Annotated in this window: 23 protein-coding genes; 8 read left to right on the top strand and 15 right to left on the bottom strand. The window is 67.0% G+C overall.

Annotation, left to right across the window (positions count from 1 at the left end; translation table 11 throughout):
• Positions 1 to 5: 5 nt before the first annotated feature.
• The 6 genes from HB681_RS04620 to HB681_RS04595 form a co-directional block, all read right to left on the bottom strand.
• Positions 6 to 1574 carry a DUF1800 domain-containing protein gene (locus HB681_RS04620; protein ID WP_213953592.1) on the bottom strand — a complete coding sequence of 523 codons (1569 nt, stop codon included), beginning with the start codon at positions 1572 to 1574 and terminating at the stop codon, positions 6 to 8.
• A 112-nt stretch (positions 1575 to 1686) separates the two neighbouring features.
• A complete protein-coding gene (locus HB681_RS04615) occupies positions 1687 to 2361 on the bottom strand; it encodes a DsbA family oxidoreductase (RefSeq protein ID WP_213953591.1) in 675 nt (224 codons plus the stop codon).
• A gap of 99 nt (positions 2362 to 2460) precedes the next feature.
• Positions 2461 to 3231, bottom strand: coding sequence for an alpha/beta fold hydrolase (locus HB681_RS04610; protein ID WP_213953590.1), 771 nt, complete (start codon positions 3229 to 3231; stop codon positions 2461 to 2463).
• A gap of 9 nt (positions 3232 to 3240) precedes the next feature.
• Positions 3241 to 3678, bottom strand: coding sequence for a carboxymuconolactone decarboxylase family protein (locus tag HB681_RS04605; RefSeq protein ID WP_213953589.1), 438 nt, complete (start codon positions 3676 to 3678; stop codon positions 3241 to 3243).
• The gene (pcaB, locus tag HB681_RS04600) at positions 3678 to 4889 is read right to left on the bottom strand and encodes a 3-carboxy-cis,cis-muconate cycloisomerase (RefSeq protein ID WP_213953588.1); all 1212 of its coding nucleotides are present in this window, start codon (positions 4887 to 4889) and stop codon (positions 3678 to 3680) included. Before pcaB ends, HB681_RS04605 begins: the two co-directional genes overlap by 1 nt.
• Before the next feature lie 18 nt (positions 4890 to 4907).
• Complete coding sequence (locus HB681_RS04595; RefSeq protein WP_213953587.1) at positions 4908 to 5828, bottom strand: shikimate dehydrogenase; 921 nt, start codon at positions 5826 to 5828, stop codon at positions 4908 to 4910.
• A 165-nt stretch (positions 5829 to 5993) separates the two neighbouring features.
• Between HB681_RS04595 and HB681_RS04590 the strand changes: the two genes are divergently transcribed.
• Complete coding sequence (locus HB681_RS04590; protein ID WP_213953586.1) at positions 5994 to 6779, top strand: IclR family transcriptional regulator C-terminal domain-containing protein; 786 nt, start codon at positions 5994 to 5996, stop codon at positions 6777 to 6779.
• A gap of 16 nt (positions 6780 to 6795) precedes the next feature.
• Here HB681_RS04590 and HB681_RS04585 read toward each other — a convergent pair whose 3' ends face one another.
• The 3 genes from HB681_RS04585 to aroC all read right to left on the bottom strand — a co-directional run bounded on the left by HB681_RS04585 (position 6796) and on the right by aroC (position 10025).
• Positions 6796 to 7620 (bottom strand): phytochelatin synthase family protein, encoded by an 825-nt coding sequence (locus HB681_RS04585; RefSeq protein ID WP_213953585.1) that lies wholly within the window; start codon positions 7618 to 7620, stop codon positions 6796 to 6798.
• Between the two features lie 89 nt (positions 7621 to 7709).
• The gene (locus HB681_RS04580) at positions 7710 to 8900 is read right to left on the bottom strand and encodes an MFS transporter (RefSeq protein WP_213953584.1); all 1191 of its coding nucleotides are present in this window, start codon (positions 8898 to 8900) and stop codon (positions 7710 to 7712) included.
• Between the two features lie 6 nt (positions 8901 to 8906).
• Positions 8907 to 10025, bottom strand: coding sequence for a chorismate synthase (gene aroC / locus HB681_RS04575; RefSeq protein WP_213953583.1), 1119 nt, complete (start codon positions 10023 to 10025; stop codon positions 8907 to 8909).
• Positions 10026 to 10408: 383 nt separating this feature from the next.
• Between aroC and HB681_RS04570 the strand changes: the two genes are divergently transcribed.
• The 5 genes from HB681_RS04570 to HB681_RS04550 all read left to right on the top strand — a co-directional run bounded on the left by HB681_RS04570 (position 10409) and on the right by HB681_RS04550 (position 13315).
• Positions 10409 to 10603 (top strand): hypothetical protein, encoded by a 195-nt coding sequence (locus HB681_RS04570; RefSeq protein ID WP_213953582.1) that lies wholly within the window; start codon positions 10409 to 10411, stop codon positions 10601 to 10603.
• Positions 10604 to 10719: 116 nt separating this feature from the next.
• Entirely contained in the window at positions 10720 to 11031 is a 312-nt protein-coding gene (locus HB681_RS04565; RefSeq protein WP_213953581.1) for a hypothetical protein, read from the top strand.
• A gap of 82 nt (positions 11032 to 11113) precedes the next feature.
• Positions 11114 to 11536, top strand: a complete 423-nt coding sequence (locus HB681_RS04560; protein ID WP_213953580.1) for a cupin domain-containing protein — start codon at positions 11114 to 11116, stop codon at positions 11534 to 11536.
• A 164-nt stretch (positions 11537 to 11700) separates the two neighbouring features.
• Positions 11701 to 12591 (top strand): DUF2167 domain-containing protein, encoded by an 891-nt coding sequence (locus HB681_RS04555; RefSeq protein ID WP_213953579.1) that lies wholly within the window; start codon positions 11701 to 11703, stop codon positions 12589 to 12591.
• A 7-nt stretch (positions 12592 to 12598) separates the two neighbouring features.
• Positions 12599 to 13315: a site-2 protease family protein gene (locus tag HB681_RS04550; protein ID WP_213953578.1), complete on the top strand. Its 717-nt coding sequence runs from the start codon at positions 12599 to 12601 to the stop codon at positions 13313 to 13315.
• Positions 13316 to 13405: 90 nt separating this feature from the next.
• On the opposite strand, the gene HB681_RS04545 is transcribed toward HB681_RS04550, so the two are convergent.
• Positions 13406 to 14680: a porin gene (locus tag HB681_RS04545; protein ID WP_213953577.1), complete on the bottom strand. Its 1275-nt coding sequence runs from the start codon at positions 14678 to 14680 to the stop codon at positions 13406 to 13408.
• A 373-nt stretch (positions 14681 to 15053) separates the two neighbouring features.
• Here HB681_RS04545 and HB681_RS04540 point away from each other — a divergent pair, with 373 nt between their 5' ends.
• Positions 15054 to 16964, top strand: a complete 1911-nt coding sequence (locus HB681_RS04540) for an adenylate/guanylate cyclase domain-containing protein (protein ID WP_213953576.1) — start codon at positions 15054 to 15056, stop codon at positions 16962 to 16964.
• Positions 16961 to 17986 carry a dienelactone hydrolase family protein gene (locus HB681_RS04535; RefSeq protein WP_213953575.1) on the top strand — a complete coding sequence of 342 codons (1026 nt, stop codon included), beginning with the start codon at positions 16961 to 16963 and terminating at the stop codon, positions 17984 to 17986. The genes HB681_RS04540 and HB681_RS04535 overlap by 4 nt, the downstream gene beginning before the upstream one ends.
• 50 nt (positions 17987 to 18036) lie before the next feature.
• Here the strand turns inward: HB681_RS04535 and cydX are convergent, their stop codons facing one another.
• The 5 genes from cydX to cydD are packed head-to-tail and all read right to left on the bottom strand — an operon-like array spanning position 18037 to position 24419.
• Positions 18037 to 18183 carry a cytochrome bd-I oxidase subunit CydX gene (gene cydX, locus HB681_RS04530; RefSeq protein WP_213953574.1) on the bottom strand — a complete coding sequence of 49 codons (147 nt, stop codon included), beginning with the start codon at positions 18181 to 18183 and terminating at the stop codon, positions 18037 to 18039.
• Positions 18184 to 18201: 18 nt separating this feature from the next.
• Positions 18202 to 19356 (bottom strand): cytochrome d ubiquinol oxidase subunit II, encoded by a 1155-nt coding sequence (cydB, locus tag HB681_RS04525; protein WP_213953573.1) that lies wholly within the window; start codon positions 19354 to 19356, stop codon positions 18202 to 18204.
• A 3-nt stretch (positions 19357 to 19359) separates the two neighbouring features.
• Positions 19360 to 20961, bottom strand: coding sequence for a cytochrome ubiquinol oxidase subunit I (locus HB681_RS04520; protein WP_213953572.1), 1602 nt, complete (start codon positions 20959 to 20961; stop codon positions 19360 to 19362).
• A 39-nt stretch (positions 20962 to 21000) separates the two neighbouring features.
• The gene (locus HB681_RS04515) at positions 21001 to 22698 is read right to left on the bottom strand and encodes an ATP-binding cassette domain-containing protein (RefSeq protein ID WP_213953571.1); all 1698 of its coding nucleotides are present in this window, start codon (positions 22696 to 22698) and stop codon (positions 21001 to 21003) included.
• Complete coding sequence (cydD, locus tag HB681_RS04510) at positions 22695 to 24419, bottom strand: thiol reductant ABC exporter subunit CydD (protein ID WP_256734813.1); 1725 nt, start codon at positions 24417 to 24419, stop codon at positions 22695 to 22697. Before cydD ends, HB681_RS04515 begins: the two co-directional genes overlap by 4 nt.
• Positions 24420 to 24514 lie beyond the last annotated feature (95 nt).

The raw sequence follows: 24514 nt of genomic DNA, 5'->3' as shown, positions 1-24514 counted from the left end.
GCCCTCTATCGGTTCATGAATTCAGGCGACGCCAGCAGGTAGGTGTTCCAGTCCTGTGGCGACTTGGCATCGGCCAATGCCGCGCGCGTCGGCGCGCCGAAACGGCGCTCCAGCACCGCCACCACCTGCGACGCCGCCAGCGCCGGAAAGGCGGCCCCCGCCGGCTTCGAACGGTCGTCGCCGCGGAACAGGGTCCCGCCGCTGGCGCCCAGGGTGCGGGCGATTTCGAAGCGCGTGACCATCTGCCCGGGGCCCGACCAGGCCGCACGCGTCAACGAATAGCCATCCGGCGTTTCATGCCCGTACAGCGGCTCGCCCATGCGGTCGATCCAGCCAAGCACCGGATCGACGGTGCTCACCACGCGATCGTCATAGGCCAGCCGGACCCCGGCCACGACGTAGTGCAGCGGGTCGCGAAACTGGTGGCCGAGCGAGGCGGCAAACTCGGGCGTGGCGAACAGGGTCGCGAGCGTCGAGGCGATGTCGCCGTCGCTGCGCGTGAACGCCGCGGCCATGCGGGCGACCAGCGCGTCGGAAGGCTCGTCGGACACGAAGAACACCGCCAGCTTGCGCGAGATGAAGCGGGCCGTGGCCGGTGCGCGCGCCAGGCGGTCAAGCGCCTCGTCGATCTCAGCCAGCCCGCGTTTCGTGATCGGCTGGCCGAGCAGGGTCTTCGCGCCGTAGTCGTGCCGTATCGGGTTGAACTCGAACAGCCCTTGCCGTACATAGTCGGCGGCCAGCGCCGGCTTCAGGTTGGCGGGCGGACCAGGCTCGGGGCGCAGCGTGATGCCCACGCCGGTGAGCACCCGCGCCAGTTCCTGCACGTCGGCCTGCGTATAGCCACCATCGACGCCGAGCGTGTGCAGTTCCATCAGCTCGCGCGCGTAGTTTTCGTTGAGGCGGTTGCCGGCGTTCTGCGCGTTGTCGAGATAGCGCTGCATCGCCGGATGCCGCAGCGTCGCGCCCAGCAGTTCGCGGAACTTGCCGAGCGCATGCGGGCGAACCGCGTTCTCCTCATAGTCCGCGATTGCGCCGCGCAGATTGACCTTGCGGCTGCTGACGTTGAAGTGATTCATCCAGAACCAGGTCATCTGCTCCTGCAACTGGTTCGGCGAATACAGCGCGCGCAGTATGAAGCGCTGTTGCGTCTCGCGCGCCATGCGCGCTGAATCCTGCTGGTAGGGCAGCGTCGCCGCCCGCTTCTGCTCCGGGTCGGGCGCGGCGTCCTGGGCCTTGCGCTGCGCGTCCAGCGCCGCGGCGACCTGTTCGAGCGGCACGTTGGAGATCGTCATCGCATCGATCTGCGCCTGCGCCGCGGCCGGCAGCTTCGCCGGGCGCGCATTCAACTGCTGTTGCAGCCATGGCTCCAGCCCCAGCTTCGTCAACTCGGCCTGGCTGCTGGCGCTGGCGCCCCAGGTCAGCCGGTCGAGCCAGGCGAGCTGGGTATTCGGATCTTGCGCGGTCCGCTTCAGCACCGCGAGTTCGGGCCGCGGCACAGGCTGTACGCATCCCGCGAGCCAGAGAACGGTCGCTGGGAAGATTGCCACGAGACAGCGGCGACGGAAGACGTTCATGGGGTGGTCATTCAACCCACGCGCCCGGCGCGCGGTTGACGCATTTCAAACCCCACGAGTAAAGCTGGCGTGTCGGCGCTTGTAAATTGGCCGAGTGGCGCGCCGGGCCGCTTCAGGCCGTCGCCGTGGCCGACGGCTGCGCGCCGGCAATCTGCCGCAGCGCGCGCTCGAACACCTCGACCGGCTGGCCGCCCGAGATCAGGTGCTGGTTGTTGATGATGATCGCCGGCACCGAGTGGATGCCGGCATCCGTGTAGAGCTTTTCCCGCGAGCGCGTTTCGGCCGCGAATTCATTGCTGGCAAGGATCTCGCGGGCGCGCGTCACGTCGAGACCGACCTCGCCGACGACGCGCAGCAGCAATTCGTGGTCCGATGGGTTCTCGCCCTTCGTGAAGTAGGCCTCCAGCAGCGCCTTCTTCAGCGCGCGTTGTTTTGCTGCGCCTTCAAGTTCGGCCCAGTGCAGCAGGCGGTGCGCGTCGAAGGTGTTGTAGATGCGCTTGCGCAGCCCGACGCCGAATTCGAAGCCGACCGCCTCGCCGCGCTGGCGGATCATTTCGCGCATCTGCGCCTGTTGCTCGGGCGAGGAGCCGTACTTCTCGCGGATGTGCTCCTCGATGTCCTGGCCCTCGGGCACCATCCTCGGGTTCAACTCGAAGGGCTGGAAGCGCAATTCGGCCCGCACATCCGGCGCCACGCGGGCCAGCGCCGCCTCGAGCGCACCCAGCCCGATGGCGCACCAGGGGCAGGACACGTCGGACACGAAATCGATCTGGAGTTGGGCTGTCATTGCAGGGGTCTACCGGGATGAGTGAAAGAAGAAAACGACATTCTTCACTGTGGTGGCGACCCTCGGCGTTTCAAGGTCTTGGGGCTGGCGGGCTTTCGCTCAGAGGCTGCGCCAGAAGTCGATGAGCAGATTCGCGAAATCAGCCGGCCTCTCCACCGCGCTCAAGTGCGCCGCATTGATGGTGACGAGCCGCGCACGCGGAATCGCATCGGCCATCTCCTTCGACATCGCCAGGGGCGTGGCCTCGTCCTGCAGGCCGCCGATGACCAGCGTGGGCACCGCGATGCGCGGGTTGCTCTGCCGGAAGTCGATCGCCGCGACGGCATTGCAGCTGGCGATGTAGCCCGCCGCATCGGTCTTCTCCAGGGTGTCCTGCAGGGCCCGCGCGGCGGCCTCGCCTTCGAAGGTCGAGACCCATTCCGGCGTGAGCCAGCGAGACACCGCGCCCGGCGCAATCGCCGCGACGCCTTGCGATGCCACCGTCTGCACGCGCGCAGCCCACGGGGATTGGTCCGGGTAGAAGGCGGACGAGTTGGCGATGACCACGCTGCGCAGCAGGTCGGGCCGGCGGGCGGCCAGCGCCTGGGCCGTCATGCCGCCCATGGACAGGCCCACGAAATGGACCGTCTCGCCGACCGCCTCACGCTCGATCAGCCCAATCACGTCGTCGGCCAGCGTCTCGATGCCGAAGGCTTCGGTCGACTTTGCCGAGCCGCCATGGTTGCGGTGGTCGTAGCGCACCACGGTGTGCGCGCGAGCGAGCAGCGCGGCCACGCCGTCCCACATGTGCAGGTCGCAACCGAGCGCATGGCTCAGCACGACGATGGGGCCTTCGCCCTCGCGAACGACGTTCAACTGGATATTGCTCATGGTCTCTCCTTAGGCGGCCGGCGTCGCGGCGGGCAGCAGGCCCTTCTCGCGCAGAATCCCGGTCGCGATGCCGAAGGCGTGGTTGGCCACCGGCACGCCGCAATAGATGGCCGACATCATGATCACTTCCTTGATCTCGTCGGGCGTGAGCCGCGAATCGGCCGGCCCGTCCAGCGCGGCGCGTACGTGCATGGCGAACTCCTCGTAGGCATGCACGCCCAGCATCATCGACAGCACCATCAAGCGGCGCGTCTTGTCGCCCAATGCGGGCCGGCCCCAGATGTCGTTCCACGCATGGCGCGTGATCATTTCCTGGAACTCGCTGTTGAAGGCGTTGCGGTTGGCCAGCGCGCGGTCGACCCAGGCGTCGCCGAGCACGCGGCGGCGGTGCACCAGGCCTTGCGTGTAGTCGGCGTGGGGGGCCGCGGTGTCGTTGTCGTTGCTCATCAGATGCTTTCCTTGATCGGTGCGTCGATACCGCGCAGGCGCTCGACCTGCGCCAGCGCGAGGCGTCCGGCGTTCTGCGCCAGCGCGGGGTTGAACCATTCGTCGGCCGCTTCCTGCGGCAATTCGGCGCGCAGGCGGTCGATGTTGGCGCGCATGCGGGTCGCGTCGACCTGGAGTCCAGGCAAGGCGGTGGCCAGCGCGCGCACGCTGCCGTGCGCCGACATCAGCAGCTGCGGCCATTCGGCCAGTTCGGCCTGCCAGGCGCCGAGTGCGCGCTCATGCTCTTGCGGCATGGCGCCCAGCAAGGCGGCCACGCGTTGCGGCGCACGCTGGGCCGCCGCGAGCGCGACCATCGATGCGACCGGATTGCGCTTGTGCGGCATGGCCGAAGACCCGCCGCGGCCCGGCTCGGTCGGCTCCATGACCTCGGCCACCTCGTACTGGCCGAGCAGCGAGATGTCGAGCGCGATCTTGCCGAGCGCACCCACCATCAGCCCCAGCTCGCAGCCCAGCGCGACCCATTCGTCGCGTTGCGTGTGCCAGGTGGCGCCCGCATTGCCCAGTTCGAGTTCCCCGGCCATGCGCTGCATCACCTCGCCGCCCTTGCCGCCCATCTGCGCCAGCGTGCCGACCGCGCCACCGAGCTGGACCTTCAGCGCGTTGTCCTTCGCCACGCGCAGGCGGTGGCGGCTGCGCACCAGCGGCGCGACCCAGCCCGCGCACTTGAAGCCGAAACTGGTGACGGATGCCGGCTGCATCAGCGTGCGCGCCAGCATCGGCGTCGTCGCATGCTGGACCGCATGTTCCAGCAGCGCGTCGATGGCACGCGACAGATCGGCCTCGACCAGCGCCATCGCATTGCGCGTGACCTGCGCCATCGCGGTGTCGATCACGTCCTGGCTGGTGCTGCCGAAGTGCGTGTACGCGACCGCGTCGGCATTGAACAGGCCCACCGCCTCCTTCAAGGCCTTGACCAGCGGGATCGCCACGCTGCCGGCGCGGCCGCTGTCGCGCACGATGCGGGCCACGTCGAACAGCTCGACCTTGCAACTGTTGACGATCGAGTTCGCCGCCGATTCAGGGATCAGCCCGACCGCGGCCTGCGCGCGCGCCAGCGCGGCCTCGAAGCGCAGCATCGCGTCGACGAAGCTGCGGTCGTCGAACGCAGCCAGGGTCTCGGGGGTGGAAAGAAAACCTTCGAAGATGCTCATGGAATGGACCCTGTTGAACTAGGCCACGCTGGCCGAGTGATAGCGCAGCGGGGCGGAAATCTCGTCGCGCATGGCCTCGGGGTAGATCTGGTCGCGCAGGAAGCGCATGTCGTGCCGCACGGCGTTGGCGGCCGCGCCATAGCCGAAATAGTCCAGGTAGTTGGGCATCTGCTGGATCAGCATCTCGAAGCCTGCCTGCGCATTGAGCCCGCGCGCACGCACGGCCTGCACCAGGGGGGTCGGTTGCCCGCGCAGCAGGATGTCGAACAGCGCTGCTTGCGGCTCCATGCGCGACACGTCGCAGGCCAGCGGATCGCCGGGCTGCAGGCCGGCCTGAGAGGCGTTCACCACCAGGTCGTAGCCGGCCGGATCACTGGAATCGACCGACACCGCGGTGGCATCGAAGAAGGAATCCAGTTGCGTCGCCAGGCCGATGGCCTTGCCCGCCACCGGGTCGTAGAAGGCGATGTGCTCGGCGCCATCGACGGTGCCGCCTTCGGCCAGCGCCACGCCGATGGCCGCGGCACTCACGCCCGCGCCCAGCACCAGCACGCGCTTTCCGCGGAACGGGATGTTGTAGTAGTCGAGCGCATGCGCCAGACCTTCGCCGTCGAACAGGTCGCCTTCGAGCTCGCCGTTGTCCAGGCGCCGCACGATGTTCACGGAGCCCGCCACGCGCCCGAACAGGCCGCAGCCGTCCAGCAGGCTCACGATGAGCGGCTTGTGCGGCGGCGCGATCACCATGCCCTTGAGGTTCCTGGCCAGGAAGCTGGCCTTCAGGAACACCGCCAGGTCGCGCGCGGCGACCCGCGTGGGCACCATCACCGCATCGATGCCGAAACGCTCGAACACCGCATTGAACATGCGCGGCACGCGGACGTTGGCGATGGGGTCGCCCGGGATCAGGTAGAGGTCTGTGGTGCCGTTGATGGCCTGCATGTCACGCTTTCCGTTTTCGGGCATCGCTCGCGCCGCGAGGGGGTCTGCCCGGACTTTAACGGCTGGAAAGCGATGGTCATCCACTTTTCAATCCGTTCGTGCGATCATCGATCCGCCCTACGCGATCATCATCCGCTTGCCGGGGTTTCACCGAGGAGACGCTCGATGGCAAAAGAAGAAGACCAAGCCCCCGCCGGCCTCGAAAAACGCGACTGGATCGCCGGCCTCGAACGCGGCATCAGCGTGATCGAAGCCTTCGACGACGCCAACCCACGCCTCACCGCCAGCCAGGCCGGCCAGCGCACGGGCATGACCCGCACTGCCGCTCGCCGCTACCTGCTCACGCTGCAATACATGGGCTACGTGGCCAGCGACGGCAAGCTGTTCTGGCTCACGCCACGCGTGCTGCGGCTGGGCCAGTCGTACCTGGAATCGGCCCGCCTGCCCCGCATCGTGCAGCCCTTCCTGCAGCGCATTTCGGCCGGCACGCACGAGGTCGTCTACCTGAGCGTGATGGACGGCGACGAGGTGGTCTACATCGCCCGCAACGGGCCCAACCGCAACATGAGCACAGGCTATGTGCTGGGCGCACGCGTGCCGGCGCAGGTGACAGCCTCGGGCATGCTGATGCTGGCCTTGCGCAGCGACGCCGAGCTGGACAGCTGGCTTGCCACGCATGAACTGGCGGTGTTCACTTCGCACACCATCGCGAGCAAGGAGCGCATGCGGCTGGAACTGATGCGCATCCGGGCGCAGGGCTGGTCGCTGTCGGAGCAGCAGCTCGACCTCAACTCGCGCGGCATCGCGGTGCCGCTGCGCGACCGACGCGGCGACCTGGTCGGCGCGCTGAACATCACGATGCCGATGGGCCACGAGGGCAGCGAGGATGCGGTGAAGCGGGTGCTGCCGGTGCTGCGGGAGACAGCGCAGGCGATGCGGAACCTGATTTAGTGGCCTGCGGACAGTTTCAGGGCCCGTTGACCACCACGTAGCCGCGGTTCTCCACCGTATCGAAGGTGCGCATGGCCTTGACCAGCGTCGCCGTCGGTATCCAGGCCCAGCCCGCCGCGGCCGGATTGACATCGAGAACGAGGAAGGAATCCGACGCGGCGTCGTAGGCGCCCAGCGGCGAGATGTGGCCTCCGCCCTTCTGGCCCACGGCTTCGCGCCGGTAGTTCACGATCACATAGTCGCCGCTGCGCGCGAGGTTGCCGGCCATGTCGGCGCGGATGGACTGCTCTGGCAGCGAGTCGTCGACGACGACGGCCCGGGTGACGAGGCCGTTCCCGCGCAGCATCGCGTCGAACTGGCGCAGTTGGTAGCCGAAATCGCGCACCTCCTTGCCGCCCACCGTGACGGGCTCGCCGAGCACTTGCGCGCGCGTCTTCGAGCCCTTGTCGATCACGAGATCCTGCGTGAAGCGCGGCACGATCGGATCGGCGCCGGGCGGCATGAACTGCACATCGTCCTTGCGCAGGCGGGTGTGGTCCCGAGGCACATCGGCGCCGCGGCCGTTCACCGTGTTGAGCACGATCGCGGCCGAGGTGGGCCCGCAGAACGCGCTGTTGTACTGGGCTTCGAACTGGTTGGCGAGCGCCGCGAAATCCGCCTTGGCGCGCGAGCGGGCCAGTCGCGCCACGCCTTCGTCGGAGGCGAAGAGGACCAGCGCAGGTGATGCATTCGCCGAAGCACTCGTCGCGGCCGCGTTCGTCGCGACATCCGTGGCACAGGCCGACAGCAGCGCCGCGACGGAGAGCAATGCAGCACTGACGAGGGTTCTGATCCGGGACACGGCGGACTCCATGGTTTTGGGGCGGGCGGCCCATTGTCATGGACTGCGTCGCAGCGCGCACGAGCGGGGTGAATGCAGCCCGACGCCGGTCAGGCAAGCGCAGGGCTCGCCGACCGACGCTCGATGCGCTCCAATTGCCAGGCGCAGCCGGTGGCCAGCACGCACAGCAAGGTCGCGGCGCCGAACATCGCGTCAAAGCCGAACCGGCTCGCGATCGCGCCTCCCAGCAGCACCCCCGCCACGCCACCGATGCCGTAACCCACCACGGTGAACAGCGCCTGCCCCCGCCCGCGCAGCCGGCCAGGGAAAAAGTGCGTGACCATCGCGATGCAACTGGTGTGGTGCGCCGCAAAGCTCAGCGCATGCAGGGCCTGCGCCAGCGCGATGGCCCACAGCCACTGGCCGCCCGCACCGGTAATGGCCATGCGCAGCGCGCCCACGAAGCCGCAGACCACCAGCCAGCGCGCCATCGGCATGCGCGAAATGAACCGCCCCTGGCAGAAGAACCATGCGATCTCCCCCACCACCGACATGGCCCACAAGAGCCCGATCATGGCCTTGCTGTAGCCCAGCGAATCCAGGTACAGCGACAGGAAGCCATAGACCCCGAAGTGCGCCATGACATGCAGGCACAGCGAGGCCAGGAACCAGCGCACTGCCGGCTGCCGCAACACCGGCCCGATCGGCGGGCGCGCCTCGTGCGAGGCGGCCGGCGGCTCGCGCATGTCCGGCAGGCGCCAGGCCGACAGCAGCACCAGCGCCAGCGTCACCCCCGCCCATGCCGGAAAGTGCCGCATGCCGAAGCGCTCGAACCATTCGCCCGCGATGAACACCGTCACCAGGAATCCGGCCGAGCCCCACAGGCGGATGCGCCCGTAGCGCCCCCAATCGCCGGCCACCAGGTGCGCCATCGCCGCCTCGGTGAGCCCCATCATCGAACTGGTGTGCGTGAACAGCAGCAACAGCACCAGCGCGATCCACCATGCATTGCCCTGGAACCAGAGCCCGAAAGACACCGCCAGCGCGATCGCCGCGCTGATGCGCAGCAGCCGCACCCGTTCGCCCGTGTGGTCCGACAGCGCCCCCCATGCATACGGCGCGAACACCCGTGTGAACGACTGCACCGCCGCCAGCAGGCTGATCGTGAAGATCGGCAGCCCCTGATCCTTCAACCACAGCGGCAGATAGGGGTTGAAGAAGCCGATGTGCGCGAAATAGCTGGCCGACAAGGCCGCGAACGCCAGCAACTGGCCGCGGCTCGCGCCGCCCGGCGCCGTCACCGCCGCCTACAGGAGCGAGGATTGCGGCGCGGTCGCTTCGCTGGTCGCGGGCCTGTCGCTCGCGCCCACGTCGCCGTTCTGCGCGCGATTGCGCAGCGCATGCTCCATCACGACCAGCGCCAGCATGGCCTCGGCAATCGGCGTCGCACGGATGCCGACGCACGGGTCGTGCCGGCCCTTGGTGACGACTTCGACCGGCTGGTTGTTCACGTCGATGGACTTGCGCGGGCTGATGATCGAGCTGGTCGGCTTGATGGCGATGCTCACTTCGAGATCCTGCCCAGTGCTGATGCCGCCGAGCGTGCCGCCCGCGTTGTTGCTGTCGAAGCCCTCCGGCGTGATCGAGTCGCCGTGAACGGTGCCGCGCTGCGTCACGCTCCCGAAGCCGGCGCCGATCTCGACGCCCTTCACCGCGTTGATGCCCATCATGGCGTAGGCGATGTCGGCATCCATCTTGTCGAACAGCGGCTCGCCCAGTCCGACCGGCACCTTCGATGCGGTCACGCGGATGCGGGCACCGCAGGAGTCGCCGGCCTTGCGCAGCGCGTCCATGTAGGCCTCCAGTTGCGACACATCGGCAACGGGCGCGAAGAACGGGTTGTCGGGCACGTGCTCCCAGCTCTCGAACGGGATCACGATGTCGCCGATCTGGGCCATGCAGCCGCGAAACACGGTGCCGTACTTCTCGGCCAGCCACTTCTTGGCGACCGCGCCGGCCGCGACCATCGGCGCCGTGAGCCGTGCCGAGGAACGCCCGCCACCGCGGGGGTCGCGGATGCCGTACTTCTTCCAGTAGGTGAAGTCGGCGTGGCCGGGGCGGAACTGCTGGGCGATGTTGCCGTAGTCCTTGCTGCGCTGGTCGGTGTTCTGGATCAGCAATGCGATCGGCGTGCCGGTGGTCTTGCCTTCGTAGACGCCGGAGAGGATCTGCACCGCATCGGGCTCGTTGCGCTGCGTGACATGGCGGCTGGTGCCTGGGCGGCGGCGGTCCAGGTCGCCCTGGATGTCGGCCTCGCTCAGCGACATGCCGGGCGGGCAGCCATCGATGACGCACCCGATCGCAGGGCCATGGGATTCACCGAAATTGGTGACTGCGAAAAGGGTGCCGAAGGTGTTGCCGCTCATGGCGCGGGATTATCCCAACAAACGCCCTGCGCCCTCCTTCGACCGCGCGGCGGACCGCGAGCAGTCGCCGATGCAGCTTTCGCGCAACACAATTGCAAACCAAATAGTTAACAAAGAGTAACATCGCGTACTACTTTCAGTGCAATGGCGATGTAGGCGAATCGGCCGATCGAGGCATTGAAAGATGGCGGATCCCACCATAGGACGTTGAGACAAAGCACCCGGGCCCCCCCGGCAATCGAAGCGAAGTTGCCCGGCTCGAGCGACTCAAAACGTACGGATCAGTTGTTTAAAGTAGGTATCGCAGGGAGGCTCTGAGGCTGACAGAACCAGCAAATGGACGGCCAGCTAACGCCGCGAAGGCGGAAACGGATTGCTACGAAATGATGAGCGCTACCAGCGACATGGGCATTGCCTTCAGTCAATGGCAGGAATTGACGGATGCCTATGCCAGGCAGATCGACGCCCTGGCGCGCCGGATGCCCGGCGCAGCGGCGGAAGTTGCGCGGCTGGCCCAGGCCATGAAGCAGCACGAACTCGCGTTCCGCGAGTCGCCGTGGGCCCTGCTGCCCGCATAGAACGGCGCCAGTACGCTTGATCTAGGTGCGTGGCCATACGGCGTATGGACACGAATTCACCCCATGAATACCTTTGATATCGGTCGAATGACGACCGTCCTCGAAGGTATTCATTCATGCAACCCCATCTCCAGATCCGCTGCATTCGTCCCCAGGTCTATGCGTACAGCCTGAGCGCCAGCGCCGATTCGTTCCTGCACACCGAGACCACGCTCGAATCGCTCGAACGATGCCTCTGGGATGCTTGCGATGCGTTGGGCCACTACTTCTCCAGTGTGCAGATCAGCCTCGAAGGACAGCCGCTGGGCAGCTACGGTGTGGCATTGGTGCAGCGCAATGCACCCGCGCTGGCGCGACAGTTGCGCGAGCGCTTCGTCATGGCGCGCGAGCGCCAGGCCCGCCCTCTTTCGATCGTCGGCCAGGCATAGGCGCCCTCGATTCGGGCGTCCTCTCGGGAATGGTTTTTGCATGCTGCGGCGCAGCATCAACCATCTCCCAGAGGAGTGCCCCATGCTGGACCGAACCGCCACCAAGTTCTCGCACGTCAAGCCCGGTGACACGCAATTCGTCTCCGGCGGCTTGCGCGACTTCTTCCTGTACCGCGACCTCGGCGTGGCCGAGGCCACCAACGGCCAGGTCATCGCGCACCTGGTGAAGGCCAACATGCCACCGGAAGGCGGCACCGGTTGGCACCGACACGAGGCGGACTTCCAGATCGTCATCATGATCAAGGGCTGGGCGCGCTTCATGTACGAGGACAAGGAAACGCTGGTCGAGGCGGGCGACGTGGTGCACCAGCGTCCCGGCATCCGGCATTTCCTGTTCGACTACTCGCCGGACATGGAATACCTGGAGATCGTCTCGCCTGCGGATTTCAAGAGCATCGACGTCGAGCCTGCAGCCGCGGTGCCACCGTCGACGCCGTGGAAGTGACGCTTATTTTGCTATCAGTTTGATAGCTGTCTACCATTGTGTGACGGACTTCGCGGTCTTAATTCACGATCTAATGACAACGTATTCCCAAGGCTGATCCAGCCGCGGCGCAGGCCCCTAGACTCGGTGGCTGACACAACAACCGAGCACTCCGAGGGAACATCATGCGTCTGCACCCGACCCGCCTCGCCGCGGGTTTTCTTTTGACCTGCGCGGGCATCGCCTATGCCGCCGCCCCTGCCGCGAACACCAGCCCCGAGGCTGAACAAGAGGCTGCCTATGCCGCCGCCAAGGCGTCCAGGCAACTGGGCCCGGCCAACATCGGCGTGAGCAACCAGGCGCACCTCCAACTGCCTGCGGGCTACGTGTGGGTGCCGGTGCCGGCCGCCGCGCAACTGATGCGCAGCATGGGCAACCGCGTCGACGACAGCTTCCAGGGCCTGGTGTTTCCGGCCGAGCAGAGCGGATGGTTCGCCAGCGTGCGCTTCGTCAAGGAGGGCTACATCAAGGACGATGACGCGAAGGAATGGAACGCGGCCGACCTGCTCAAGAGCCTCAAGGAAGGCACCGAGGCAAGCAACGAGGACCGCGTGAAGCGCGGCATCACGCCGATGGAAGTCGTCGGCTGGGCGCAAGAGCCGAAATACGACGCAGGCACGCACCGCCTGGTGTGGTCCGCCCTGACCCGTGACAAGGGCGGCAGCACGCAGGACCAGGGTGTGAACTACAACACCTATGCGCTCGGCCGCGAGGGCTACATCAGCCTCAACCTTGTCACCGACGCGCGCGACATCGAAAAGCACAAGCCGGAGGCGAACAAGTTGCTGGGCGCGCTGCAATACGACGACGGCAAGAAATACGCCGACTTCAACGGCTCGACCGACAAGGTCGCGGCCTACGGCCTGGCCGCACTGGTCGCCGGCGCAGCGGCCAAGAAGCTCGGCTTGCTGGCGGTGCTCGCGGCCTTCGCAGCGAAGTTCGCCAAGGTCATCTTCGTGGCCGGCGGCGCCGCGCTCTGGGGCTTCACCAAGATGTTCCGCAAGAAGGAAGGCTGAGACAGTCGTGCTGAAGCTGCTGTTCCTGCTGCTGTCGGCCGGCAAGCTCAGCAAGGTGCTGCTCACCGGCGGCTCGATGCTGGTGTCTGTCATCGCCTATGCCTTCGTGTTCGGCTGGCGCTATGCGGCGGGCTTCGTCGGCCTGATCTTCGTGCACGAGATGGGCCACTACCTCGCGGCGCGCCAGCGCGGGCTCGAGGTGAGTGCGCCGACCTTCATTCCGTTCGTCGGCGCATGGATCGAGTTGAAGGACCAGCCGCATGATGTCGAGACCGAGGCATGGGTCGGCTTTGCCGGCCCGCTGCTCGGCAGCCTGGCCGCGCTGGGCTGCTACTTCGCGGCGCGCGAGACGGGCAGCCAGTTGCTGCTCGCCCTCGCCTATGCAGGCTTCTTCCTGAACCTGTTCAACCTGATCCCCCTGTCACCCTTCGATGGCGGACGCATCACCGCGGTGCTCACGCCGCGCGTGTGGCTGGTCGGCGTGCCGGTACTGGTCGCGATGTTCTTCTGGCGTCCGAGTCCGATGCTGATCCTGATTGCCGTGTTGGCCGCGTCGCAGGTGATGAAGGCCTGGAAGTACGACCCGAAAGACCCGGCCAACCAGCAGTACTACGGCGTCAGCACCGAGACCCGCCTGACCTACGGCCTCTACTACCTCGGCCTGCTGACCTTTCTGGCCATCATGGCGCACGACACCCACGACATGCTGGGCGCCATCCGTTGAGTTGATGCGCCGTCCGCGTGGGCGCTGATGGATTGGAGCTTCCGCGTGGAGATACGCTTCGAATTTCAGCGGGCGTTGGCCCGCGCAGGTTCAGAAGGCGTGACGGATACCGAAGTCGTAGCCCATCACGTGATCGGCCTTGTACCCGGAACCCGTGGTGAAGTAGTTGTTGGTGAAGAGAGGAAAAGAGTTGCCGACGGGAATGATGAACGCAGCACCGTTCTTTTCCTTGACATAGGCACCCGTCACGTAGAGTGCCGTGCGCAGCGACAGGTTGTGCACATAGCCGATCGCGAACTTGCCAGCCGCTGGGTCCGAACCAGTCGCGGCCAGGATCGCGGTGGTACCCGTCGGCGGCGACGTGAAGTTCAGCTTGACGTGCGAGTAGGCCACGCGGATAAGGCCAACGCCGACCGGCATGGTTGCGCCGAGCAGGTAGCCGTCGCCCTTGTAGTCGCCCGTTCCGACGGGCGGCGGGAACACGTACTCGTTCTTGTTCTGGGTGCGAGAAATCTCACCGAAGAGCTTGACGACGCCGAAGTCCCATGAAGCGCCGAGGTTGGTGGTCACTACATCGGTGGTGAGGCCCTGGTTGTAGTTGTCCCCGGTGGTGCTCTCGCTATAGGAGGCAGCCACGTCCAGCGGGCCGTAGCCATAGCCGAAGCGGCCGCCGACGTAGCGGCCAGCGCGTTGGGTGTTGGCCGCCGCAGGGGTCGTGTTGCCGGGGTCGTACTTGACGGCCTCGTTGAACGCGTACATCGCCTGGCCGTAGAAACCGCCGAGGTCCGGCGGCAGGAAGTAGCCGATGCTGTTCGACGCACGAGTGGCGTTGGGGTTGCCGAACAGGCCGCGGTTCAAGCCACCGAAAGAGACGGTGCGGGGACCGTTGTTCATCACGTAGACCTGACTGGCGCCAACGCCATTGGTGCCGAACGGACTGAACACATCGTCGTTCCAGAACGTGGGCACGTAGTCGCGGCCGAGGCGGATCTCTCCGAAGCTGCTGCTCAACAAGCTCACGGTCGAACGACGATTGAAGGCTGCAAGCCCGATAGCGCCATCGTCATTTGTCATGCCGGCTTCGAGCCAGAAGCCTATGGCGACGCCACCTCCGAGGTCTTCCGTCCCACGGAACCCGAGGCGGCTCGCGTTGTAGCCGCTGCTGGTCATGGACCACTGGCTCTGATGCTGGTCGGGCGCGCCAACGAAGTTGAGACCGGGCGTACCGGGAATGCCAACGAACGAACTCGTCGTCTGGATGTAGGTGACGGCCGTGTCGACCACACCGAACATGGTCAGGGACGACTGAGCCGAAGCGACTCCGGCAGCAGCCAGGGCGGCCAGGGACACCAGGGATTTTTTCATCGCAATCTCCTCCATGGTCAAACACAGCGCTCCGGCGCAAGGGGCTCAGCGTGACGCACCTCTTTTCTTGCGCTCCCCCGGACCTCGGGTCAACCTCCTCTTGGGGAGTTGCCGCTATTGCACCAGACGCGCCGCGTCAGGGCAAAAGATTTCGCGCCAAGTCGCCTGCTGTCCGGACGTTCTGTTGCCACATTGAAACCCTCTCGCGGAATCCATCCCTCGACGGCGTTTTGCGGCCAAGAGGGAGGCGCGCATATCCGCTCGCAGATTTCAGGTTTCCTCCCACGTTCTGGGGAGGAAAAGGCCACAGATTCCGGTCCATCGGTTGACAATGGCCCGCTAGTCCCTGGAGTTTGCCCGCCCGCGATCAGACATGCAGACCGACATCCGACATCGACTGTTGGCCATCCTGGCCGCGGATGCGGCCGGCTATTCGCGGTCGATGGCACTCGACGCGATGGGCACGCTGACCGCATTGGACGAGGCCCGCCAGGTCTTTCGCACGCATGTCGCGCTGATGGGCGGGCGCGTCGTGGACACCTCCGGCGATTCGGTGCTGGCCGTGTTCGACACGGCAGTGGGCGCGGTCCGCGCCGCCATCGCCGTCCAGGATGAACTCGCTTCCCGATCGAGCAGCCCGCCTGCGCAGCTCCAGCTGCAGTTCCGCATCGGCATCCACGTCGGCGACGTGATCGAGAAGCCCGACGGCACGGTCTACGGGGATGGCGTCAACATCGCGTCGCGCCTGCAGGCGCTGGCAGAACCCGGCGGGCTGGTCGTGTCGCACGCCGTCGAGGAACTCTCGTCCGACCAGACGCGCGCCAACTTCGAGGATATCGGCCTGCAGCAGGTGAAGAACATCACCAAGCCCGTGGGTGCATTTCGACTGGTGCATGCCACCGCGCCAGCGTCCAGCGCACCCGCAGCGCTGGCCACGCCGCGTCCGCGCGCTCCACGGCGCCACTGGCGCTGGATCGTCACCGGCATCGTGGTGGCCTGCGCCATCGGTGGCGCCACTGCAACGTGGCAATGGCAGCGGCATGCCATTCCGCCGATGAACATCGACGAAGAGGTCATCAACCGGCGCGCGCTCGCCGTGCTGGCCTTCAACGACCGGCGCGGCAAGACTGCCGGCTCCACGCTGGCTGACGACATGGCGGACGCCATTGGCGCTCAACTGGAGCGCGCGGGCGTGCGGGTCATCGAACGCGGCGCCACCCTGCAGCAGGATCCCGCTGCGCCGGAATTCGAGCGCATCGGCCGGGAGCAGTCGGTGCGGTTCGTGCTGGGCGGCCGTGTCGTGCGCGATGGCAGCACCGTTCGGGTGGCTGCCAACCTGACCGAAATCGCCACTGGCGCCGTCTACCGCCTGTACGAAGCCGAGTTCAAGAGCGATGAAGAAGCCGTGCGTTCTCCCTATGGGCGGGACGTCGCCAACGCGCTGACGGCGCGCTACTACGAGATCGAAGGCGTGCGGGCCAGGCTGCCCGGCCATGAGAAGGATCCCGTCGATGCCATCGTGCTGGCCTGGCACGACCTCGACCGCGGCAACACCGCCGAGGACCTGGAACGCGCGCGCGAGCGCTTCGAGTTCGCCGCGCGGGTCGACCCGAACTCCGTCGACGCCTGGATCGGCCTTGGCGTGACGCACCTCGTGGGCTTCTATAACTTCTTCAGCAAGTCCCCGCGCGACGAACTCGATATCACCGAAAAGGTACTCAAGCGGGCACTGGACCTCGGTCCGGCCAACTCCCAGAACCTGTCGGCGTGGGCCGAGATGCTGTCTCTGCGGCAGCGCCCCGACGAGGCGTTCTGGATCTGGCAACGCAGCTTCGAGGTCAGCCCCGACGACCCGGGTGCCCACCTGCGCATGGCCATCGCGCTGGTGCGGCAAGGCCGCTTCGCCGAAGCGCAGGAACACATGGCCAGGGCGTCCAGCCTCCAGGCCTACCAGACGCGGGCGAAGCAATGGCTCATCCAGTGCCGGGCCGACGCAGCCTTCGCACAGCAGCATGACGACGAAGCCTACGAGATCCTGCGCAACTGGGCGGCCGAGTTCCCCAACAACGGCCGACCCTATCTCATGCTCGCGGCGATCGATGCCTTGCATGGGCGCAAGGCATCGGCCGCAGCCAACATGTCAAGGCACCGCCAGTTGCAACCACTGAGCAATATCGCTTACGTGGTTCTCACCTATCCGTCGACGGACCCCGGCTTTCTCGCACAACGTGCGCGGCTGGTGGAGGGTCTTCGAATGGCAGGACTCCCGGAGGGCAGCAAATGACTCGGCTCCGTTCGACACTGCGCCATGCGGCAGCGCTGGCCATTGCGGCGCTCTTCTGCGTCGCGGCCTGCGCGCAACAAGAGCCGTTGGCGACTCCGCCGGGTCGACCCTCGCGCGCGTGGATGCAACTTCCGATGCCCTATGCGCAGCCACAAGGCGGCACCCTGGTCAGCTTCAAGTCCCCGCGCGCGGGCGGGCAGGAACTGGAGATCAAGGCCGTGGTCTTCAAGCCGCCTGGCGAAGCCAAGGCGGCAGTGGTCATCGTCAATGCCGCGGACGGCTGGAGCGACGTGCGCGAGGGCCACTACGCCCGGTCCATCAGTTCCGCCGGCTATACGGTGCTGGTGATCGACACCTACGGCGCGCGGAGCGTGAAGTCCACATCGAATGACAACACCGCCATCAGCCTCTACGAACAGATGCGCGACGCCTTCGCTGCCAAGCGCTACCTCGTCTCGCAGGGCTACCCCGCCGACCGGATGGCGCTCATGGGATCCGGTCGCGGTGGAACCGTGGCCTTGCTTGTCGCCGACCGAACATTCCTTCCTTCGGAAAAAGCCGACCGCTTTGCGCTCGTGATGGCCGTCGGGGCCACATGCTTTCTCCACCCGCGGCAGCCCAAGCCAAGCGCCCAGGTGTTCATCGCGATCGGTGACAAGGACGACGTGACAGGCGTCAAGCCATGCGAAACGCTCGGGAGCGAATACACGGCGGCAGGTGGCAGCAGCCTGGTCAAGGTCTACTCCGGTGCAACCACGGCATTCGACGGCGACCCGAAAGACCGCGTCATGTACCGCAACCCGACCATCGAAAGCCTGGCCAACTGCAACGTGGTGGTGGAACCCGACGGTCGCTTCAACTATGACGGCAAGACCTTTGCCGAAACCGACCCGGCCGTGCTGTTCCCCGAGATGCGAAAGAGCTGCATCAAGCCCGGCGCCTCGATCTACACCAACGTCACCCAGAAGGCCAACGTCACGCTCGACCTGATCGACTTTCTCGACGCCAATTTCCGCCACTGAACGGCCGCGTCAATTGCTGCCGTTGCGCTCAGCTCATTGCTTGCAGTCGACTACAGCCGCTCCTGCCCCTGCGGGCCTTCGGGCTCCAGCGTCGCCTTGCGGATCGCCTCGTCGTCCATCAACTCGTACCACATGGCATTGAGCACCGCGAAGGCCGCCGCCAGCGGCAGCCCGAGCATCCACGAGAAGTACCACATCAATCGTCCTTTCAGGGTTCAGTAGGCATGACCGCGCTCTTCGCGGATCGCATCCTCGTCCACCTTGCCCCACAGCACGTGATAGACCCAGCTCGTGTAGGCCAGGATGATCGGCAGGAAGATGCAGGTGGCCACCAGCATGATGAACAGCGTCAAGTGGCTCGATGAGGCGTCGAACACCATCAGGCTGGCGCGCGGCTCCAGGCTCGACGGCAGGATGAACGGAAACATCGACGCGCCCACGCTGAGGATGATGCCCGCGATGCCGAGCCCCGAGCACAGCAGCGCCAGCCCGCCGCGCCGCGCCATCAACGCGAGCAGCGAGCCGATGGCCCCCACGAAACCGAGCACCGGCGCGACCAGCGCCCAGGGGTGGGCCGCATAGTTCGCGAACCAGGCGCCGGCCTGCACCTGCGCCGTCTTGAGCATCGGGTTCGACGGCCCGAGCATGTCGACGGCGCTGGTGACGCGATAGCCGGTCATCACCGTCAGCAGCAGCACGCCGGCCAGCGCATACAGCGCCACCGTGAGCAGCGCGGCCAGCATGCCCAGCGAACGTGCGCGCTCGGCCACCGCGCCATCGGTCTTGAACACGATCCAGCCGGCGGCATGCATGGCCAGCATCGCGACCGACACCAGGCCGCACAGCAAGGCGAACGGATTGAGCAACGCGAAGAACGTGCCTTCGTAGAGGATGTGCATGTCGGCCGTGAACCGGAACGGCACGCCCTGCAGCACATTGCCGATGGCGACGCCGAAGATCAGCGAAGGCACCAGCCCGCAATAGAAAAGCACCCAGTCCCAGCGCGTGCGCCATGCGGGGTCGTCGCGCTTGCTGCGGAACTTGAAGGCCACCGGCCGCAGGATCAGCGCCGTGAGGATCACGAACATCGCCAGGTAGAAGCCCGAGAACGACACCGCGTAGAGCTGTGGCCAGGCCGCGAAGATGGCGCCGCCGCCCAGCACCAGCCACACCTGGTTGCCTTCCCACACCGGCCCCACGCTGTTGATGATCACGCGGCGCTCGATGTCGTCGCGCCCGGCGAAGGGCAACAGGATGCCCGTGCCCAGGTCGAAGCCGTCCGTCACCGCGAAGCCGACCAGCAGGATGCCCAGCAGCAACCACCAGATCATGCGCAGCGTGTCGTAGGCCAGGAGTTCGTGAAGGATCATGATTCAGCTCCCTGCGGCGAAAGGCCTGGACGGGTTGCGGCCGAAGCCGCGCATCACATCCCCCGCCAACGGCGGATGCTCGTCGAGCGGCCCCTTGCGGATCGCCTTGAACATCAGCTTCAACTCGATGACCAGCAGCACGGTGTAGATCGCGACGAAGCCCAGCAGCGTGATGAGCAGCGTCACGGCCCCGAGGTTCGATACCGCCAGGGCCGTCGGCAACACGCCTTCGATGATCCACGGCTGCCGCCCGAACTCGGCCACCATCCAGCCCGCCTCGGCGGCAATCCAGGGCAGCGGGATCGACCACAGCGCCACCTTGAGCAGCCATGCGTGCCGGTCCAGCCGCCGGCGCGCCGACAGCACGAAGAAGGTCGCCGTCAGCAGGATCAGGAACATGCCGATCCCGACCATCACGCGGAAGGTCCAGAACAGCGGCGCGACCTGCGGCACGGTGTCCCAGGCTGCCTGGCGGATCTGCTCGGGCGTGGCCTGGCGCGGGTCGTCGACGTAGCGCTTGAGCAGCAGCGCGTAGCCCATGTCCGGCCCGTTGAATTCGAATGCGTCGCGCACGCCCTGTGTCACCGCCGTCGTGCTGCCGGCGTCGCGGATCTGCTGCAGCGCCTCGTAGGCCTTGAGGCCCGCCGTGATGCGCACCTCGGCCCGCTTCACCAGTTCGTCGATGCCAGGAATCACGGTCGTGAGCGAGCGCGTGCCGATCAGGCCCATCACCGCCGGAATGTGCACCGCATAGTGCGTTTCGCGGGCCTCCTGGTCGGGGAAGCCGAAGGCGGTGAAATGCGCCGGCGCAGGCACGGTCGTCCACATCGCCTCGATGGCCGCGAGCTTCATCTTCTGGTGCTCGCTCGACTGGTAGCCGCTCTCGTCGCCCAGCAGCACCACCGACAGCGAGGCCGCGAGGCCGAAGGACGCGGCCACCGTCATCGAACGCTTCGCGATCTCCACATGCCGGTTGTGCACCAGGTACCAGGCCGACACACCCAGCACGAAGATCGACGCGCAGGCATAGCCCGCCGACACCGTGTGCACGAACTTGGCTTGCGCCACGGTGTTGGTCAGGATCTCGTAGAAGTCGCTGACCTCCATGCGCATCGTCTTCGGGTTGAACACCGCCCCGACCGGGTTCTGCATCCAGCCGTTGGCAATCAGGATCCACAACGCCGACAGGTTGGTGCCCATGGCCACCGCCCAGGTCGTGACCAGGTGGCCGACCTTCGACAGCTTGTCCCAGCCAAAGAAGAAGAGCCCGACGAAGGTCGCTTCCAGGAAGAAGGCCATCAAGCCTTCGATGGCCAGCGGCGCGCCGAAGATGTCGCCGACATAGTGGCTGTAGTAGCTCCAGTTCATGCCGAACTGGAACTCCATCACCACGCCCGTGGCCACGCCCATCGCGAAGTTGATGCCGAACAGCGTGCCCCAGAACTTGGTGATGTCGCGCCAGATCACGCGGCCCGTCATGACGTAGACCGTCTCCATGATGGCCAGCAGGATCGACAGGCCGATGGTCAGCGGCACGAACAGGAAGTGATAGAGCGCCGTGGCGCCGAACTGCAATCGCGAGAGTGCGACGATGTCCATGTCCATGGGACGCTCCTCGTTGACTTGTTGTTTGCCATTCGTCGATCAGTCGGGGCGCAACGCGTGAAGCGCAACGTCGAAGGCGTCCGTGCCGCGCATCAGGTCGGCAACGACGCAACCCTCCCTCAGGCAGAGCAGCCGATCCGCCAGCTCTGCCTCTCGACGCAGATGGGTGGCGATCAACAGGCTCTTGCCTGCGACATGGCCGGACAACCTGTTCAGCACGTCGCGTGCAGTGGCAGTGTCCAGCGCTTCGGTGGGTTCATCGAGAACCCACAGGGGCGTATTACGCAAGAAGAGTCGCGCGAGCGCAAGTCGTCTGGACTGGCCGCCAGACAGGCCTAGACCACCCTCGCCCAATGTGGTATCGAGCCCCGCGGACAGGGCCCTTACCTCGTCACCGAGACCCGCCGCATCGAGCGCGGACCACAGCTGCGCATCGCCGGCGCAAGGGTCTGCCAGCCGCAGGTTGTCGCGCAGGCTGTCGTGGAACAGTTCGGTGCGCTGGGTCAGCAGACACGCAGGTTGCCGTGCGACCGTGCCGGAGAAAGCCGTCATCTCGCCCGTGGCGAGCGCCAGCACCGTCGACTTGCCTGCACCGCTGGGGCCGACCAGCGCCACGCGCTCGCCTGCGGCCATGGCAAGGGACAAGTGGGCGAGCACGTGATCCTGCCCATCGGCATAGCGCGCGGACACATCGTCAAGCCGCAACGCAAGGGAGCTTGCAGGATCGATCGATGGCGCGGGCGCCTCCTCGTCGGCGACGGCCATCCGCGGGCCCAGGCGCTTCACCGCGAGCCAGGTACGCCCGGCATCGAGCGCGCCGCGCCGCAATGCGGCAAAGGGTTCGATCGCCGTCATCGCGATGAGCAATGCCAGCGCCGCTGCGGGCGCGCCAATGGCGCCCTCGCCCACCAGCCAGCCCACCGCCAACAGCGTTCCGACCAGGCTCAATGTGCCGGCCGCGCCATGGCCGAAAGCGGCAGCGGTCTCGAGCCGGTTCAGCGCGAGATCGGCCTTGGCAAGGCGCGCATCCGCAGCGGCGAGCGCATCGCGTTGCGCATCGAGGCGACCTGCCATCACGAGATCCGTCTGGCCCGCCACGAGATCGACCGCACGCGCACGCAAGGCCTCGATCGCGTGTCCACGCAGCACCGCGGGACGACGCGCACGACTCGCGATGGCCAATGCCATGCCCCACCCGCACACCACGAGCCAAAGTCCGAGCGCAAGGCCCACGCCCACGTGCATGAAGCCGACCGCGACGCCTGCCAGCATTGCCGCACCCCATGCCGCAGCCGCCGGCACCAGCAGGCGCAGGTAGAGCGACTCCAGTGCGTCGATGTCGGAAGTGAGGCGGAACAGCAGCCGTGACGGCTGCACCAACAGCGCCCGCGCGGCCCCGGCCCGCGCCCAGCCACGGAACAGCTGCACACGCAGCGCGGCCAGCACGCCGAAGGTCGCATCGTGCGTGACCAGCCGCTCTGCATAGCGCGAGGCCGTGCGCCCCAGCGCCAGCAAGCGGATGCCGGCGGACGGCGTGAACACGTCGAACACCATCGCCGTGGCGGCGCTCAAACCCGCCAGCGAAGCCGCCGTGATGAACCAGCCCGACAAGCCCAGCAAGGCCATGCCCGTCCATACCGTGAGCACGGCCATCACCGCTCCCCACAGCAGGGCCCGCGGCTGCGCGGCGAGAAAGGGCCGCAGCACGAGGCGGAGATCGCGCCAGGCGCGGGTCATTGGAGAACCTCCGCGCTGCGCGCCGGGTTGCGAGCGCCTTCGGGCGGCCGGGCGGCACGCTCCATCGCCCCGGCGTCCAGATCGACCACACGGCCGATGCGCGCAGCCAGCACCGGGTCGTGCGTGGCAACGATCAAGGTCTTGCCGCGGGCCAGCGCCAACAGCGCGTCGGCCACGTGCGCGGCGGTTTCGGTGTCGAGGTGCGCAGTGGGTTCGTCGGCCAGCAACAGGTCGGCGCCCGCGTGGGCGGCCATGCGCGCCAGCGCGAGCCTTGCCGCCTCGCCACCGGAAAGGCCCACGCCGCCTTCGCCCAATGCCACACCCGGATGCGCCTGCGCGACCGCCTCCAGCCGGGCCAGGCGCATTGCCGATGCCACCTCCGGCGCGCCGATGCCGGCCCGGCCCAAGGCGACGTTGGACGCCACCGAGCCCGCGAACACATGCGGCTTCTGCCCCATCCAGCCCATGCGCCCACGCAGTGCCGTGGCGTTGCGATCGGACATCGGCACGCCGTCGATCTCGATCTGGCCGCTCGCGGCGGGCAGCAAGCCCGCCAGCAGCGACAACAGCGCGGTCTTGCCCGACCCGCTCGCGCCCAGCAGCGCGACATGCTCGCCGGCTGCGATCCGAAGCTCGAGGCCGTCGAAAAGCGGCGACTCCCCGGGGTGCGCGAAGCGCAACTCGCGCACGATCACGGACGGGGCGGCGTGCGGGTGCGGTTGCGGTTGCGGCTGCGCGGCCACGGTGCCGACGACGGCGGGGCGCCCGCCCGGCAACGCAACCCCATGGCGTTCCATCTGCCCAAGCGCATTCAGGGCCGCCTCCCCGGCAGCACGGTCATGCCAGACCGCGGCCATGTCCCGCAACGGCTCGAAGAACGCCGGCGCCAGCAGCAGGATGAACAGGCCCTCGCCGAGGCTCAGGCGATTGCCCCAGGCGCCGAATGCCAGCGTCCCAAGCAGATGGAATCCCACATACGCCGCCACCATCGCAACGCCGAGCGCGGAGAACAGTTCCAGCACCGCGGACGACAGGAACGCGATGCGCAACACGGCCATCGTGCGCCGTCGCAAGGACTGCGCGGAATCACCCAGGCGCTGCGCGGTCGCGTCCACCGCATCCAGCGCACGCAAGGTGGCAAGTCCGCGCAGACGGTCCAGCAGGAAGGCATTCATGCTGCCCATCTCCAGCATCTGCGCCTTGCTCGCGGCCTGCGCCCGCATCCCGACGATGACCATGAACACCGGAATCAGCGGCGCCGCGACCAGCAGCACCAGCGCCGCGATCCATGAAAGGCAAGCCACCACGGCCGCGATGGCGAGCGGAACCACCATCACGCGCCAACGCGCCGGCTGATACCGCACCAGGTAGGGCACCACCGCTTCGGCCTGCTCGGCCAGCACACTGGCCGCCAGGCCCGAAGGCACCCGCGTGCGATCCGACGGCGAGCCCGCCGCCAGTGCCGCCACCGCATGCGCCCGCAAGGCCGTCAGGTGGGCGCGGGCCTGCAGGAAGACACGGCGCGCGCCCCAGGCTTCGCAAGCACTGCGCAGCAGGCCCAGCAGCAGGATCCCCCCGGCCGGCCATCCCACGGCCGCCAAGCCGCGGCCCGACGCGAGGCCGTCCACCGCCCAGGCCAGCAGCGCGGCCTGCGGCAGCCACAGCAAGGCCGCGACGCCCTGCACCACGCTGCCTAGGCCTTGCGCCGGGAGCGATTGCAAGTGTGGACGCTGCGATGGAGGCGGTGTCATCCGTCTGTGGGTTTGTTCACACCTCCGCAGCGTGCGCCCTCCGGACGGCGGGCGCAACAGGCCGT

This window comes from Variovorax sp. dw_954 (genome assembly GCF_018449755.1).
Lineage (GTDB): Bacteria > Pseudomonadota > Gammaproteobacteria > Burkholderiales > Burkholderiaceae_C > Variovorax.
This window is presented reverse-complemented; position numbering and strand designations above follow the sequence as displayed.

Coding starts and splice junctions, on each gene's coding strand:
- HB681_RS04620 (WP_213953592.1), bottom strand. CDS start 1,574: ATGAACGTCTTCCGTCGCCGCTGTCTCGTGGCAATCTTCCCAGCGACC.
- HB681_RS04615 (WP_213953591.1), bottom strand. CDS start 2,361: ATGACAGCCCAACTCCAGATCGATTTCGTGTCCGACGTGTCCTGCCCC.
- HB681_RS04610 (WP_213953590.1), bottom strand. CDS start 3,231: ATGAGCAATATCCAGTTGAACGTCGTTCGCGAGGGCGAAGGCCCCATC.
- HB681_RS04605 (WP_213953589.1), bottom strand. CDS start 3,678: ATGAGCAACGACAACGACACCGCGGCCCCCCACGCCGACTACACGCAA.
- pcaB (WP_213953588.1), bottom strand. CDS start 4,889: ATGAGCATCTTCGAAGGTTTTCTTTCCACCCCCGAGACCCTGGCTGCG.
- HB681_RS04595 (WP_213953587.1), bottom strand. CDS start 5,828: ATGCAGGCCATCAACGGCACCACAGACCTCTACCTGATCCCGGGCGAC.
- HB681_RS04590 (WP_213953586.1), top strand. CDS start 5,994: ATGGCAAAAGAAGAAGACCAAGCCCCCGCCGGCCTCGAAAAACGCGAC.
- aroC (WP_213953583.1), bottom strand. CDS start 10,025: ATGAGCGGCAACACCTTCGGCACCCTTTTCGCAGTCACCAATTTCGGT.
- HB681_RS04570 (WP_213953582.1), top strand. CDS start 10,409: ATGATGAGCGCTACCAGCGACATGGGCATTGCCTTCAGTCAATGGCAG.
- HB681_RS04565 (WP_213953581.1), top strand. CDS start 10,720: ATGCAACCCCATCTCCAGATCCGCTGCATTCGTCCCCAGGTCTATGCG.
- HB681_RS04560 (WP_213953580.1), top strand. CDS start 11,114: ATGCTGGACCGAACCGCCACCAAGTTCTCGCACGTCAAGCCCGGTGAC.
- HB681_RS04555 (WP_213953579.1), top strand. CDS start 11,701: ATGCGTCTGCACCCGACCCGCCTCGCCGCGGGTTTTCTTTTGACCTGC.
- HB681_RS04545 (WP_213953577.1), bottom strand. CDS start 14,680: ATGAAAAAATCCCTGGTGTCCCTGGCCGCCCTGGCTGCTGCCGGAGTC.
- HB681_RS04540 (WP_213953576.1), top strand. CDS start 15,054: ATGCAGACCGACATCCGACATCGACTGTTGGCCATCCTGGCCGCGGAT.
- HB681_RS04535 (WP_213953575.1), top strand. CDS start 16,961: ATGACTCGGCTCCGTTCGACACTGCGCCATGCGGCAGCGCTGGCCATT.
- cydX (WP_213953574.1), bottom strand. CDS start 18,183: ATGTGGTACTTCTCGTGGATGCTCGGGCTGCCGCTGGCGGCGGCCTTC.
- cydB (WP_213953573.1), bottom strand. CDS start 19,356: ATGATCCTTCACGAACTCCTGGCCTACGACACGCTGCGCATGATCTGG.
- HB681_RS04520 (WP_213953572.1), bottom strand. CDS start 20,961: ATGGACATGGACATCGTCGCACTCTCGCGATTGCAGTTCGGCGCCACG.
- HB681_RS04515 (WP_213953571.1), bottom strand. CDS start 22,698: ATGACCCGCGCCTGGCGCGATCTCCGCCTCGTGCTGCGGCCCTTTCTC.